This is a genomic window from Streptomyces venezuelae, assembly GCF_008642275.1.
GTDB classification, from domain to species: Bacteria; Actinomycetota; Actinomycetes; order Streptomycetales; family Streptomycetaceae; genus Streptomyces; species Streptomyces venezuelae_E.
Window position 1 is genome coordinate 2,294,104 of sequence record NZ_CP029189.1, and the last position, 13,409, is coordinate 2,307,512.

The following is a 13,409-nucleotide window of genomic DNA, read 5'->3' on the forward strand; positions in this document are numbered from 1 at the left end:
CGGGGCTACCGCAGGTGCGCGGTGTCGTTCAGGAGGCGGACCGAGGCGTTGCCGTCCGCGTAGTAGGCCACCGCGGAGAGGGAGGCCGCCGACAGTTCCATGCGGAACAGGGATTCCGGCGGGGCGCCCAGGGCCAGGCGGACCAGGATCTTGACCGGGGTCACATGGGTGACCAGCAGGACCGTGCGGCCCGCGTGGGCGGACAGCAGGCGGTCGCGGGTCGCCGAGATCCGGCGGGTGGCGGACATGAAGCTCTCGCCGCCGCCCGTGGGCGCCGCCTTCGGGGAGTCCAGCCAGGCCTGCATGTCGTCCGGGAAGCGCTGCTGCACCTCGGCGAAGGTCAGGCCCTCCCACGCCCCGAAGTCCACCTCGCGCAGGCCCTCTTCGACCGTCACGGTGAGGCCGAGGCGGTCCGCGACCGTCTGGGCGGTCTCCCGGCAGCGGCGCAGCGGGGAGCTGACGACCGTCTGGATGGTGCCGCGGGCGGCGAGCGCCTCGGCCACGGCGGCGGCCTGCCTGCGGCCGGCCGGGGACAGTTCGGGGTCGCTGCCGCCACTGCCGGAGAAGCGCTTCTGCGGGGTGAGCGCGGTCTCGCCGTGCCGCAGCAGCACGAAGGTGGCCGGCGCACCCATGTCCGGGCCCCAGCCGTGGCTGCCCGCGGCGACCGCCGGGGCGTCGGCGTCCAGGCAGGGCTCGATCGCCTCCGCCAGTGCCTCGGCGTCGGCGAACAGCGAGTCGGCGGCCTCCTGGGAGGCCATGCCCGTGGTGGCGGACGCCGCGCCCAGGGCCGCTCGGACGGCCGCCGCCCCCTTCGCCGCGTCCCCCGGCGGGCCCGTCGGCGCCGGCGGGGTGGCCAGGGCGCGCGCCGCACCGTGGTCGAGGGCGGCCGTGGACGCCGAGGGCTCCCACTGCTTGCCGCGCTTGCCCGCGTCCATCGCCTCGTTCGCGAGCCGGTCCGCGTGCTTGTTCTGCTCGCGCGGGATCCACTCGTACGTCACCTGGGCGCGCGGCAGGATCCGCGCGGCCTCGGCCGCGAGCGGCTTCATGTCCGGGTGCTTGATCTTCCAGCGGCCCGACATCTGCTCGACGACCAGCTTCGAGTCCATCCGGACCAGGACCTGCGCGTCGGAGGCGAGCTCACGGGCCGCCGCGAGCCCGGCGATCAGGCCCTTGTACTCGGCCACGTTGTTCGTCGCGATGCCGATGTACTCGGCCCGCTCGGCCAGCGTCTCGCCCGTGGCCGGGTCGAGCACCACCGCGCCGTAGCCGGCCGGCCCCGGGTTGCCCCGGGACCCGCCGTCCGCCTCCACGACCAACCCGACGGGCCCGCCCATCAGATGCCCGAGTCGGCCATACGGACCAGGATGCGGCCGCAGTTCTCGTGACGGACGACCTGGTCGCGGGCCGCGGCCTTGATCTCGTTGACCTCGGCCATGTCGAGCTCCAGCCGGCAGCCCTCGCAGCGGCGCTGGTAGAGGCGCGCGGCGCCGACCCCGCCCTGCTTGACGCGGATCTTCTCGTACAGCGCCATCAGGTCGGCCGGCATGGACGTGACGACGACCTCGCGGTCCTTGGTGACCTTCGCGACCTCGGTGTCGATCTCGGAGGTCGCCGCGTCACGGCGCGCGGTGGCGTCCGCGGCCTTGGCCTCCAGAGCCGAGACGCGCTCGGTCAGCCCGGCGACGCGCTCCTGCGCACCCTCCAGGCGCTCCATGACCTCCAGGACCACGTCCTCCAGGTCGCCCTGGCGCTTGGCGAGGGAGACGACCTCGCTCTGCAGGTTCGCCAGGTCCCGGGCCGAGATGCCCACGCCCGAGTCGAGCCGCTGCTGGTCGCGGGCGGCGCGCTGGCGCACCTGGTCCACGTCCTGCTCCGCCTTGGTCTGCTCGCGCGCGGTGTCGCTCGCCTGGGTCTGGGCGGCGACGAGCAGGTCGCGCTGCTGCGCCAGGTCCTTGGTGAGCGAGTCGAGCTCGGCGTGCTCGGGCAGCGACTTGCGCTTGTGGGCGAGCTGAGACAGCCGGACGTCCAGCGCCTGGACGTCGAGAAGTCGGATCTGGTCGGCGGGCTCGGCGTTCAGTTGGGGGCTCCAGAGATAGAAGGGGGTGTGACGGACGGCGCGTGGGCCGTCCAAGGGTCGGTGACCGTGCGCGAGACGTGGGTCCGCAGACCCCAGCCGTGGCGCTCGGAGATCGCGTCGAGCTGCGCGGCGGCCTGCTCGCACCAGGGCCACTCGGTGGCCCAGTGGGCGGCGTCGACGAGGGCGAGCGGGCGGCTCGTCTCGCGGGCCTCGGACACGGGGTGGTGGCGCAGGTCGGCGGTCAGGAAGACGTCCACACCGGCGGCGCGGACCTGCTCGAAGAGGCTGTCGCCGGAGCCGCCGCTGACGGCGACCCGGCGGACCGGCTGGTCCGGGTCGCCGGCCACGCGGATGCCCTGCGCGGTCGGCGGGAGCCAGGCCGCGGCGCGGGCGGCGAACTCGCGGAGGGTCTCGGGGTGGTCCAGTTCGCAGATCCGGCCGAGGCCGCGGCGGCCCTCCGGGTCGCTCGGGTCGGGCACCAGCGGGCCGACGATCCGCAGGTCGAGGGCGCCGGCGAGGGCGTCCGAGACTCCCGGATCGGCGGTGTCGGCGTTGGTGTGGGCGACGTGCAGCGCGATGTCGTTCTTGATCAACGTGTGCACGACCCGGCCCTTGAAGGTGCCGGCCTCGACGGTGGTGGTCCCCCGGAGATAGAGGGGGTGGTGGGTGATGATCAGGTCGGCGCCCAGCTTCACCGCCTCGTCGGCGATCTCCTGGACGGGGTCCACGGCGAACAGGACCCGGGTGACCTCGGCGTCCGGGTCGCCGCAGACGGTTCCGACGGCGTCCCACTGCTCGGCCCGCGAGGGGGGCCAGAGAGCGTCCAGCGCGGCGATGACTTCAGAGAGACGGGGCACGGGCCAAGGCTACCGTCCGGGGCGACCGTCCCGGCCAGGCCAGCCCCGCCGACCGGGCCCACCGGCGCCCGGCCCGGACAAACCGCCAGGTTCCCGGCACCCGGTATCCGGCGGTAGACGTCAGGGGGCGGACCCGCCGCCTGGGACGGGGACGCAGCCGCGCCACGGAGGTGGGGGCGGGCCCTGCGGCCCAGGGCAGGGGCCGGCCCGCGGCGCGGCCGCCGGCCGGCCTGCACCGTGCCGCTCCGCACGCCGGGTGCCGGACGCCGCACGCCGCACGCATCCGGGCCTCGGGCCACCGCCGCATGGCGCGGCGGGCCCGCGGCTCGCAGGGGAAGGGCCGGTGCCGCGCGCCGGAAGCCCGGCCCCGCGGGCCGGCGGCTCGCTCGGAGCGGTCCGGTGCCGCGGTCCGGCCGCGGCGGGTGCGCTTCCGGGTAGCTCGCCGCAGGCGACACCGCACAGCACAGTCGCCTCGTCCACCACGCGCGAATCGCCGACCGGACACCCGTATGTGTGAAGCGGTGTTGGTGGTGTTGTTCGCCAGGATGCCCGAAAACTAGCTTCCCCTCCGGAGGTGACCACGGATGACTGTCTGTGCCATCGAGACGACGACCACGGCCGCGTTCGGCATCGCCGCGGACGGGTCGTACGCCGCCCGGCTCGCCGGGGAGGGCGACGCGCTCTACGCGGAGCGCTGGACCCTCGCCGGGCCCGAGCCCTACGCGGTGCCGCTGCCGCTCGCACAGCCCGAGGAGGCGGACAGCGAGGTGCTGCCGCTGGCCGACGGGCGGGTACTGATCCACCGGCGGGTGGCGGAGCGGCACGCCTTCGCACTGCTCTACCCGACCGGGGCCGAAACCGGGCCGCGCACCGGGGAGCTCCAGCTGGGCGGAGTGGAGGTGCGGGACGGCGTACAGGTCCGCCTGCTCCCGCCGGGCCCGGACGGATACGGCGCCTTCGCCCTGGCCGCGGAGGACACCGTGAGCACGGTCTGGCAGGTGGCCGGGGGCCCGTCGGGGCCGCGCCCCGTCGCCCGGATCCCGGGGCGGTGCTCGGGCGGCGTCTGGCTCGACCGGGCGGGGCGGCTGCTGGCGCTGGACCGCGAGCTGGAGGGCACCACCAAGGCCGTCGCCGTGGACCTGGGGCGCGGCGAGGTGTCCCCGCTGCTGCAGATCACCGAGGACAGCGACGACCGGCTGCTGCTGGCCGACCCGGACAGCGGGCTGCTGCTGATCCGCTCCGACGCACCCGGCGCACCGCGCCTGGGGTGGGGGGTGCTGGGCAGCTCCCTGCCCCTCCGGTTCCCGGAGTGCCTGGCCCGCCTGGGGGGCGCCCACCCGTTCGCGGTCCAGCCCGGCCAGGCCCTGATGCCGGAGACCTGCGGGGTGGCCCTGCGGCTGCCCGAGGGCGACATCGGCCTGTGGCGTCCCGCCGACCGGCACGTCTTCCGGCTGGCCGCCCCGGAGGGCTGGCTCGGCGGGACCGGCCTGTGGAGCGCGCAGGGCCGCCTGCACCTCCCGTGCGCGACGCCCGAGGCGCCCTGCGGGATCCTCGGGCTGAACCTGCCGGCCACCCCGCCCCCGCCGGTGGTCGTGGATCCGCCCGCGCCGAGCACCCCCCGCCCGGTCCCCCTCCAGCAGGCACCGCTGGCCGGGCGATAGGGCGGGGGCGCTCGCCTCCTGCGGCCGGGCCGGGCCGGCCGGGCCTGCTACCCGGGCCTGCTAGTCGTGCTTGAGGCCCAGTACCTCCGTCGCGGCGAACGTCTCGTTCGCCGGGCGGGCCTCGTAGTGCGGGGTCAGGAGCCCGTCGAGCTCCTCGTAGGAGAAGGACTCCTTGGCGGTGTCGAACTTGGCGGCCACCTTCGGGCGCTCCATGACGACGACGATGCCGCCGTGCACGACGAACAGCTGGCCGTTGGCCTTGGCGGAAGCGGGCGAGGCCAGGTACCCGACGAGCGGCGCGACGTGCTCGGGTGCGAGGGCGTCCAGCTTGCCCTCCTCCGGGACCTGGAAGCCGGCGAAGACGTCCTCGGTCATACGGGTACGGGCGCGCGGGCAGATGGCGTTGGCCGTCACCCCGTACTTCGCGAGCGCCAGCGCGGTCGAGGTGGTCAGACCCACGATGCCGCCCTTGGCCGCCGCGTAGTTCGGCTGGCCGGCCGAGCCGCCGAGGAAGGCCTCGGAGGAGGTGTTGACGATCCGGCCGTAGACCGGGCCGCCCGCCGCCTTCGCGCGCTCGCGCCAGTGCACGGACGCGAAGTGGGTGGTGTTGAAGTGGCCCTTGAGGTGGACCCGGATCACCGAGTCCCACTCGTCCTCCGACATCGAGAAGACCATCCGGTCGCGCAGGATGCCCGCGTTGTTGACCAGGATGTCCAGCTTCCCGAAGCTGGACACGGCCAGCTCGACCAGTTCCCGCGCCTGCCCGAAGTCGGCCACGTCGCCCAGGTGCGCCACCGCCCGGCCGCCCGCGGCGCGGATCTCCGCGGCGACCTCCTCCGCCGGGGCGGCCGAGGCCTCCCCGGAGCCGTCCCGGCCGCTCTGGCCGAAGTCGTTGACGACCACGCCCGCGCCGAGCCGCGCGAGCTCGATCGCCTCGGCCCGGCCGAGCCCGCGGCCCGCACCCGTGACGATGGCGGAGAGCCCCTCAAGTGGGAGTGACATCCGTAGCGTTCCTCTCGCAGGTCTGGGAGCGGGTCAGAGTTCGATGCAGGTGCGCAGGGCGACACCCGTGCGCATCTGGTCGAGCGCGTCGTTGATCTCGGCGAGCTGCACCCGGTGCGTGATCAGGCCCGCCAGGTCCACCCGGCCGGCCCGCCACAGCGCGATGGTGCGCTCGTAGGAGCGGAGCACGTCCCCACCGCCGTACATCGACGGCAGGATCTTCTTCTCGTCGAAGAACAGCGAGAACATGTCGATCTGGAAGTTGTCGTCCAGCGCGCCCGCCCCGACGATCACCACGCTGCCGCCGCGGCGGGTCGTCTTGTAGGCGGTCTGGGCGGTGGCGGACTTGCCGACGACCTCGAAGACGTAGTCGAAGCCCTCCCCGCCGGTGATCCGGTTCTTGGCGTCGTCGAGGGCCTCCGGTCCCACCGCTTCGGTGGCCCCGAACCGCAGGGCCGCCTCGCGCCGGGACTCCACCGGGTCGACGGCGATGATCTGGGCCGCGCCCTGGACCTTGGCGCCCTGGATGACGGAGATGCCGACACCGCCGCAGCCGATGACGGCCACCGAGGATCCGGCTTCCACCTTGGCGGTGTTGATGGCGGCACCGAGGCCGGTGGTGACACCGCAGCCGATGAGGGCCGCGATGTCGAAGGGCACGTCGTCGGGGATCGGGACGGCGCAGGCGGCGTCGACCACGAGCTCCTCGGCGAAGGTGCCGGTGGCGGCGAAGCCGAAGATGTCGCCCCCCGCGCGGCGGAAGTTGGGGGTGCCCGCGTTGACGAGGCTCGCCAGGCACAGGTGGCCCTGGCCGCGCTTGCAGGACGGGCAGTGGCCGCACGGCGGCAGCCAGCAGACGAGAACCCGGTCGCCCTGCTTGAGGGTGGTCACCCCGTCGCCCACGTCGGAGATCACGCCGGAGCCCTCGTGGCCCGGGACGAAGGGGGCGGGCTGCGGCAGGACGCCGCTCATCGCGGACAGGTCCGAGTGGCACAGACCGGTGGCCTTGATCCGGATCTTCACCTTGCCGGGGCCGAGGCCGACTGCCTCCATGTCGTCGACGACCTCTAGCTTGTCCTGGCCGATCTCGCTCTGCAGTGCTGCGCGCACGGTGCGGCTCCTTGGGTCTCGTACGGTCTTGTTCTCGTCCTCGTGGCTACGCGTGTTCGACGACGGTGTCGGCGAGGACCGGCGCGTCGTCCCGTTCCGCGGCGGTCACCGACACCAGGACCCGGCCGGGCTCCTGCCACATCCGGATGCGCAGCGTCTCGCCCGGGAAGACGATCCCGGCGAAGCGCGTGCGGTACGCCCTGACCCGGGAGACGTCCCCGCCCAGCGCCGTGTCGACGACGGCCTTGAGGGTCATCCCGTACGAGCACAGGCCGTGCAGGATCGGCTGGTCGAAGCCGGCGGTCTTGGCGAACTCGGGGTCGGCGTGCAGCGGGTTCCAGTCCCCGGACAGGCGGTAGAGGAGCGCCTGGTCCTCACGGATGTGCCGTTCCTCGACGCGGTCCGGAGCGCGCTCGGGCAGTTCCTCCCTGACGGAGGGGCCGCGCTCGCCGCCGAACCCGCCCTCGCCCCGTACGAAGATCTGCGCGTCGCTCGTCCACAGGGGCCCGTCGGCGTCGGCGACCTCGGTGCGCAGTACGACGACGGCGGCCTTGCCCTTGTCGTAGAGGGCCGCGACCCTGGCGGTCGAGGTGGCCCGGCCCTTGACGGGGATGGGCCGGTGCAGCTCGATGGACTGGCCGCCGTGCAGGACGTTGGCGAGGTTGATCTCGATCCCGGGGGCGGCGAGGCCGCCCATCATGGCCATCCCGGCGCCGGCGACGGTGGCGAAGCTGGGCAGGACGTGCAGCTTGGATTCGAGGGTGTAGCGCAGCTCGTCCGGGTCGGTGGCCGGCCGGCCCGCGCCGAGGCCGAGGTGGTAGAGCTGGATGTCCTTGTGGTCCCAGCCGATGTCCCCGTGGCGGGGGTCGGCGGCGAGGGCCTTGGCGGCATCGATCGGCATGGGGATGCTGCTCCCTGTCGTTGGAGAACCGGGGCCGTGGAAGACCTCGGCGCGGCCGTCCGCACCGTCGGCCGCACCGAGGTCGCATGCGGCGGCCAGTTCTAGAACGCGTTCTAGGCCCGGCCGGTGAGGGAATGTATAACGCACGCCCCCACACTTGGGAAGACTCTTGACTTCACGTCAGATCCACTGCGCACAGGGCGTGTTGCATGCCCGCCGGGGGTCGGGGCAATACCCTGCCCGCGTGGAAGAAATGCCTGTTGACCACCGTGAGGTGCGCGCCCTGCGCGTCCTGCTGGAGCCGCCCAATCCGGCCCTGGCGCTCCAGCTCGGCCTCCAGCCGGACATCGAGATCGTCCGGGACCCCATGGCCCGGCCCGCGGTGGCCCTGGTGGAGGAGCTCGGGGCCGTGACCGCCCTGCTGGCCGACGACCCGGAGTGCCGGGTGCTCGTCCTGACGGGCTCGGCGCACCCCGGCCTCGCGGAGGCCGCGCTCGCCGCGGGCGCGGTGGGGCTGGTGCTGCGGGACGGCCCGGTCGGGGACCTGGCCGACTGCGTCCGGCGCGCCTCGACGGGCGAGACGGTGGTGGACCCCGCCCTGGGGTGAACCCGGTGGATCCGCGAAGATCCCGGTGAGTCCCGGTGAATCCTTTCGCGGCGCCCGCGCCTCTTATGCGTGTGCCGACGACGAGATCGGCACTGACCTGGAGGTTGTCGTGATCACTGCTGTCGCCGTCGGCGCCGTCGTACTGCTCCTGCTCTGCACGTGCACCGTTCTCGTGGCGCGCCGGCGGAGCCGCTCCCGTGGCTGAGTCGACCTGGCCCGCCGAGCCGCTGATCCTCGCCGCGCAGGGCGGGGACCTCGACGCGGTCACCGCGCTGGTCTCCGGATCGCACCCGAACGTGCGGAGGTTCGCGTACTCTCTGTGCGCCTCCCCCGAGGACGCCGAGGACGCCGCCCAGGAAGCGCTGATCATCCTCTACCGGAAGATCGGCATGCTGCGCGCTTCCGGCGCCCTGGCCTCGTGGATGTTCCGGATCGTCCGCAACGAGTGCCTGCGCCGGGCCCGGCTGGTGCCGCGCGAGCGCGCCGCTGCGCTGCCGGACGGCGGCGAAGCCGTCGTGTCGGCCGAGGACGAGGTACTGGAACGCCTGGAGGCCGCGCGGGTGGCGCGGGCGATCGCCGCCCTCCCCGCCGACCAGCGGCGGGTGCTGATCATGCGGGACGTCCAGGGCTACAGCGGCCGGATGGTGGCGGACGCACTCGGCATCGGCACGGCCGCGATGAAATCCCGGCTCCACCGGGCGCGTGCGGCCGTGCGGCACACCCTGTACCCGGCTCCCGGAGGCAACGATGAAGATCACTGACGGCCCCGACTTCGCGAGCTCCTCCCTGCCTCGGCACCTGTTCCGCGGCGCGGTCGGCCTCGGCGCCCTGATCGGCGCCTTCGCCCTCCTCCCGTTCTACGGACCGGCCACCCTGCTCCTCGCACCGCTCGGCCTGGTGGCCCTGCGCGGGTGCCCGATGTGCTGGGCGATCGGACTGGCCCAGACGCTCTCCCGGGGCCGGCTGCAACGGGAGTGCACGAACGGCCGCTGCGAGCTGAAGGCGGCACCGCGCTGATCCCGGCCGGGTGGGACCGGTGCGGGCCGGGGCCGCTACGAGCCGTCGCCGGCCCGCTCGTGTCCGAAGGCGGCGAGGAGCTCGCTCTCGCCCGGGGCCGTGAACAGCCGCTTGGGCACCGCCACGAGACACGTACGGCGGCGCGAGCGGCCCACGAACACGTGCAGCCGGGGCGTCTCGTGGTAGTAGCGCATCTCGTCCCACACGATCCGCTGCGACTCCCCGCCGCGGAACACCTCGACGCCCGTGCCGTCCACCACGACCCGCTTCTCCTGGGCGGCCCTGCCGCTGCGGAAGCCCCGGCCCACCAACCACCGCGGCAGGAGCAGCAGCACGACGAGGCCGTACACCACCGCGATCCCGAGGGGGACGGGGTGCACGGTGAGCCCTTCCGAGGACAGCGTCACACTCGCCGCGGTGAGGAGCACCGTGGTGAGGGCGGCCACCGCCCGGCCGCGCCGGAACAGCCCCGCCGCCTTGGCGGCCTCGTCGTATTCGTCCCTGGTCAGGCTGCCGGTCGCACTGAAGGAGGATTCACGCATCTCGTTCACGGAAGCGGAGCTTAGGCTGTCTCTTCCGGATCTTGTCGGCCGGGCAAGGTCCGGAAGAGACGGCCCGGTGCGGTGACCGGCACGGTTCACCGCGGTGCGGCGCCCGGCACGGCGCCGGCGCTCCGCCCCCCCTGCCCGAGGGCGGCTTCACGGCGGCTACCGCCGCAGCAGGGTGACGACCGCCGCGCCGCCCAGCCCGATGTTGTGGGCCAGCCCGACCCGCGCCCCCGCGACCTGCCGCGGACCGGCCTCGCCGCGCAACTGCCAGACCAGCTCCGCGGCCTGGGCGAGTCCCGTCGCCCCCAGCGGATGACCCTTCGAGATCAGCCCGCCGGAGGGGTTCACCACCCACCGCCCGCCGTACGTCGTCGCGCCCGACTCCACCAGTTTCCCGGCGGCGCCGTCCTCGCACATGCCCAGCGCCTCGTACGTCAGCAGCTCGTTGACGGAGAAGCAGTCGTGCAGCTCCACCACGTCCACGTCCTCGATGCCGAGCCCCGAAGCCTCGTACGCCTGCCGGGCCGCCGCCGCCGTCATCGGCTTGCCGACCACGTCGATGCACGAGCCCGAGGCGAAGGAGGCCTCGGTGTCCGTCGTCATCGACTGGCCGACGATCTCCACCGCCTTGCCGTGCAGCCCGTGGCGGACCACGAACCGCTCGGACACCACCAGGGCCGCCGCCGCGCCGTCCGAGGTCGGCGAGCACTGGAGCTTGGTCAGCGGCGCGTGGATCTCCTTCGCCGCCAGGATCTCCTCCACCGAGTACACGTCCTGGAACTGCGCGTTCGGGTTGTTCGCCGAGTGCCGGTGGTTCTTCGCGCCGACGGCCGCGAGCTGCGCGGGCGTGGTCCCGTACCGCTCCATGTGCTCCCGCGCCGCGTTGCCGAAGATCTGCGCCGTGGGCGGCGACATCTCGAAGCCGTGACCCGCGGCCATGATCCCGTAGTGCCGGGCCACCGGTGAGGTCTTGAAGTCGCCTCCGTCCGCGCCACCGCCCAGCGCGCCGCGCTTCATCTTCTCGAAGCCGAGCGCCAGCACGCAGTCGCTGATCCCGCCCTGCACGAACTGCCGGGCCATCATCAGCGCCGTCGAACCCGTCGCGCAGTTGTTGTTGACGTTGTAGACCGGCACCCCGGAGAGCCCCAGCTCGTACGCCGCCCGCTGGCCGGCGGTGGAGGCCTGGAAGCAGTAGCCCACCGGGACCTGCTCGACCAGCCCGTAGTCGACGCCCGCGTCCGCGAGCGCCGCCGTCCCGGCCTCCTTCGCCATGTCCCAGTACTGCCAGTCCCGCGACTCCGGCTTCTCGAACCTCGTCATGCCGACGCCCACGATGTACGACTTCATGCCCCTGGTGTCCCTTCAGTCCCTCGGGAGGCCGAGAATCCGCTCGGCGACGACGTTGAGCTGGACCTGTGTGGTGCCCCCGGCGATGGTCAGGCAGCGGGACATGAGCATCCCGTGCACCGCCCGCTCCCCCGCCCCCTCCCGCACCGCGCCCGCCGGTCCCAGCAGTTCGAGCGCGAGCTCGGCGGTCCGCTGCTGGTGCGGGGTCTGGACGAGCTTGCGCACGGACGCGCCCGCGCCCGGCTCCAGCCCCGACACCTGCTGGAGCGTGGTGCGCAGCCCGATGCAGGCCAGCGCGTGCGCCTCGGCGGCGAGCGCGCCGATCCGGGCCCGGTAGGCGCCGTCGAGGTCGGCGGCGCGCGCGAGGAGCGCCTCCAGACCGGTGTCGAAGGTCATCTGGTCGGCCATGTGGACACGTTCGTTGCCGAGGGTGTTGCGGGCCACCTGCCAGCCGCCGTCGGCCGCTCCGACCAGCGCGTCCGCCGGGAGGTCCACGTCGTCGAAGTACACCTCGTTGAAGAGGGCCTCGCCGGTGATCTCCTTGAGCGGCCGCACGTCGATCCCGGGGGTGTTCTTCATGTCGACGACGAAGTAGCCGAGCCCCTTGTGCTTGGGCGCGGCCGGGTCGGTGCGGGCCAGCAGGATCCCGAAGTCGGCGCTGTGCGCGGAACTCGTCCACACCTTCTGGCCGTTCACCCTCCAGGAGCCGTCCTCCCGCCGCTCCGCCCGGGTCCGCAGCGAGGCCAGGTCGGAGCCCGCGCCCGGCTCCGAGAAGAGCTGGCACCAGGTGACGTCGCCGCGCAGGGTCGGCAGGAGGTAGGTCTCCCGCTGGGCGGGCGTCCCGTAGGCGAGCAGCGAGGGCACCACCCAGGTGGCGATCCCGAGGTCGGAGACCTTCACACCGGCCGCGGCCAGCTCCTGCTGGACGACGAGCTGCTCGACGGGTCCCGCGCCGAGCCCGTACGGGGGCGGCAGGTAGGGGGCTGCGTAGCCGGTGGGGGCCAGGATCCGGCGGGCGGCGGCCGGGTCCAGCCCGCGCGCGTCCGCGACGGCGGTACGGGCCTTCGCGCGGTACGTCTCGGCCTCCGCCGGGAGTTCCAGGCGCAGCTCGCGCCGCGCACCGCCCGCCGCGCACCGCACGGCCCGGACCCGGTGCCCGTCGCCGGGCCCCAGCAGCTGGCGGGCGACCAGTGCCCGCCGCAGGTAGACGTGGGCGTCGTGCTCCCAGGTGAAGCCGATCCCGCCGAGGATCTGGATGCAGTCCTTGGCGCAGGTGTAGGCGGCGTCGAGGGCGGTCCCTGCGGCCAGGGCGGCCACCAGCGAGCGCACGTCGGCGGGCTCGTCCATGGCCTGCGCGGCGTCCCAGGCGAGCGCCCGGGCCTGTTCCAGCCGGACCAGCATGTCGGCGCACAGGTGCTTGACGCCCTGGAACTGCCCGATGGGGCGCCCGAACTGCTCGCGCACCTTCGCGTACCCTGCGGCCGTGTGCAGCGCCCAGGCGGCGGTGCCGCAGGCGTCGGCGGCGAAGAGCGTGCAGGCCAGGTCGCGGACCAGGGCCGCGTCCAGCGCCAGCAGCCGGTCCGGGTCGACGGCGACCCCCCGCGCCCGCACCTCGGCGGTCGGGCGGGTCGGGTCGGCGCTGTCGTGCGTACGGATGTCCAGCGCGGCGGCGTCCACGGCGAACCAGCGGGTGCCGTGCGCGGCTTCGGCGGCGAGCAGCACCAGGTCGGCCTCGCCTGCGCCGAGGACGGGCGGGGCGACTCCGTCGAGCAGATGGCCTCCGCCCTCGACGGCGACGGCGGTCAGTGTCCCGGGCCCGAGCGCGACGGCCCCGACCCGGCCGGCGAGCGGCTCGGCGCCGGCCCGCTCCAGCAGTACGGAGGCCAGCGCGCTCGGCAGGTACGCCCCGGGCAGTGCGGCCCGGGCGGTCTCCTCGACGACGACGGCCAGGTCGAGCAGGGTGCCGCCGTCCAGGTGCGGGTCGAGCAGCCCCTGCGCGGTCAGCGCGTCCCAGTAGGCGGGCCGCGACCCGGTCTGCGGCGGGGTGTCGAGCAGCTTGCGGACTTCCTCGGGAGGCACGGCCCGCGCGACCCAGCCGCGCACCGCCTCGGCCAGCTCGCGCTGCTCCTGTGTGATTCCGATGCCCATGCGCGGCAGACTAGAACACGTTCCAATCTGACGGAAGGTCAGATGGACGTCGGATCGGCTCACCCGGCCGAGCGCGCCCCGAGAACCCGCATGCGGCCAGCCGGTCAGAGCAACGCCTTTATGTTGCAGAGCAC

General features: G+C 74.0%; 13 protein-coding genes. 4 read left to right on the forward strand and 9 right to left on the reverse strand.

All coding sequences use genetic code 11. The features are described from left to right. Positions 1-5: 5 nt before the first annotated feature. The 3 genes from DEJ51_RS09715 to DEJ51_RS09725 are packed head-to-tail and all read right to left on the reverse strand — an operon-like array spanning position 6 to position 2,934. Entirely contained in the window at positions 6-1,334 is a 1,329-nt protein-coding gene (locus DEJ51_RS09715; protein ID WP_150257238.1) for a bifunctional RNase H/acid phosphatase, read from the reverse strand. After that, positions 1,334-2,077, reverse strand: a complete 744-nt coding sequence (locus DEJ51_RS09720; RefSeq protein WP_190620892.1) for a zinc ribbon domain-containing protein — start codon at positions 2,075-2,077, stop codon at positions 1,334-1,336. The genes DEJ51_RS09715 and DEJ51_RS09720 overlap by 1 nt, the downstream gene beginning before the upstream one ends. Further along, entirely contained in the window at positions 2,074-2,934 is an 861-nt protein-coding gene (locus DEJ51_RS09725; protein WP_150257239.1) for a Nif3-like dinuclear metal center hexameric protein, read from the reverse strand. The genes DEJ51_RS09720 and DEJ51_RS09725 overlap by 4 nt, the downstream gene beginning before the upstream one ends. 584 nt (positions 2,935-3,518) lie before the next feature. Between DEJ51_RS09725 and DEJ51_RS09730 the strand changes: the two genes are divergently transcribed. Beyond that, on the forward strand, positions 3,519-4,595 hold the full coding sequence (locus tag DEJ51_RS09730; protein ID WP_150257240.1) for a hypothetical protein: 1,077 nt from the start codon (positions 3,519-3,521) through the stop codon (positions 4,593-4,595). Between the two features lie 60 nt (positions 4,596-4,655). Here the strand turns inward: DEJ51_RS09730 and DEJ51_RS09735 are convergent, their stop codons facing one another. Genes DEJ51_RS09735 through DEJ51_RS09745 form a run of 3 tightly spaced genes read right to left on the reverse strand, consistent with a single transcriptional unit; the run spans position 4,656 to position 7,608 of the window. Beyond that, positions 4,656-5,597 carry a 3-oxoacyl-ACP reductase gene (locus DEJ51_RS09735; RefSeq protein WP_150257241.1) on the reverse strand — a complete coding sequence of 314 codons (942 nt, stop codon included), beginning with the start codon at positions 5,595-5,597 and terminating at the stop codon, positions 4,656-4,658. Between the two features lie 33 nt (positions 5,598-5,630). Continuing rightward, positions 5,631-6,707, reverse strand: coding sequence for a Zn-dependent alcohol dehydrogenase (locus tag DEJ51_RS09740; RefSeq protein WP_150257242.1), 1,077 nt, complete (start codon positions 6,705-6,707; stop codon positions 5,631-5,633). A gap of 46 nt (positions 6,708-6,753) precedes the next feature. Continuing rightward, the gene (locus DEJ51_RS09745; RefSeq protein ID WP_150257243.1) at positions 6,754-7,608 is read right to left on the reverse strand and encodes a MaoC/PaaZ C-terminal domain-containing protein; all 855 of its coding nucleotides are present in this window, start codon (positions 7,606-7,608) and stop codon (positions 6,754-6,756) included. Positions 7,609-7,861: 253 nt separating this feature from the next. Between DEJ51_RS09745 and DEJ51_RS09750 the strand changes: the two genes are divergently transcribed. The 3 genes from DEJ51_RS09750 (at position 7,862) to DEJ51_RS09760 (ending at position 9,232) form a co-directional block, all read left to right on the forward strand. Further along, complete coding sequence (locus tag DEJ51_RS09750) at positions 7,862-8,215, forward strand: DNA-binding response regulator (protein ID WP_223836153.1); 354 nt, start codon at positions 7,862-7,864, stop codon at positions 8,213-8,215. A gap of 197 nt (positions 8,216-8,412) precedes the next feature. After that, positions 8,413-8,976, forward strand: coding sequence for an RNA polymerase sigma factor (locus tag DEJ51_RS09755; protein WP_150257245.1), 564 nt, complete (start codon positions 8,413-8,415; stop codon positions 8,974-8,976). Beyond that, positions 8,963-9,232, forward strand: a complete 270-nt coding sequence (locus DEJ51_RS09760; RefSeq protein WP_150257246.1) for a hypothetical protein — start codon at positions 8,963-8,965, stop codon at positions 9,230-9,232. The genes DEJ51_RS09755 and DEJ51_RS09760 overlap by 14 nt, the downstream gene beginning before the upstream one ends. 35 nt (positions 9,233-9,267) lie before the next feature. Here the strand turns inward: DEJ51_RS09760 and DEJ51_RS09765 are convergent, their stop codons facing one another. The 3 genes from DEJ51_RS09765 to DEJ51_RS09775 form a co-directional block, all read right to left on the reverse strand. Further along, complete coding sequence (locus DEJ51_RS09765; protein WP_150257247.1) at positions 9,268-9,783, reverse strand: YcxB family protein; 516 nt, start codon at positions 9,781-9,783, stop codon at positions 9,268-9,270. A gap of 156 nt (positions 9,784-9,939) precedes the next feature. Further along, positions 9,940-11,127 carry a lipid-transfer protein gene (locus DEJ51_RS09770; RefSeq protein ID WP_150257248.1) on the reverse strand — a complete coding sequence of 396 codons (1,188 nt, stop codon included), beginning with the start codon at positions 11,125-11,127 and terminating at the stop codon, positions 9,940-9,942. A gap of 15 nt (positions 11,128-11,142) precedes the next feature. Then, complete coding sequence (locus DEJ51_RS09775) at positions 11,143-13,275, reverse strand: acyl-CoA dehydrogenase (RefSeq protein WP_150257249.1); 2,133 nt, start codon at positions 13,273-13,275, stop codon at positions 11,143-11,145. Positions 13,276-13,409: the final 134 nt, after the last annotated feature.

Excerpts from the sequence above, each read along its gene's own strand:
- DEJ51_RS09730 (WP_150257240.1), top strand. The coding sequence starts at position 3,519 with ATGACTGTCTGTGCCATCGAGACGACGACCACGGCCGCGTTCGGCATC.
- DEJ51_RS09750 (WP_223836153.1), top strand. The coding sequence starts at position 7,862 with ATGCCTGTTGACCACCGTGAGGTGCGCGCCCTGCGCGTCCTGCTGGAG.
- DEJ51_RS09775 (WP_150257249.1), bottom strand. The coding sequence starts at position 13,275 with ATGGGCATCGGAATCACACAGGAGCAGCGCGAGCTGGCCGAGGCGGTG.
- DEJ51_RS09735 (WP_150257241.1), bottom strand. The coding sequence starts at position 5,597 with ATGTCACTCCCACTTGAGGGGCTCTCCGCCATCGTCACGGGTGCGGGC.
- DEJ51_RS09745 (WP_150257243.1), bottom strand. The coding sequence starts at position 7,608 with ATGCCGATCGATGCCGCCAAGGCCCTCGCCGCCGACCCCCGCCACGGG.
- DEJ51_RS09760 (WP_150257246.1), top strand. The coding sequence starts at position 8,963 with ATGAAGATCACTGACGGCCCCGACTTCGCGAGCTCCTCCCTGCCTCGG.
- DEJ51_RS09770 (WP_150257248.1), bottom strand. The coding sequence starts at position 11,127 with ATGAAGTCGTACATCGTGGGCGTCGGCATGACGAGGTTCGAGAAGCCG.
- DEJ51_RS09715 (WP_150257238.1), bottom strand. The coding sequence starts at position 1,334 with ATGGGCGGGCCCGTCGGGTTGGTCGTGGAGGCGGACGGCGGGTCCCGG.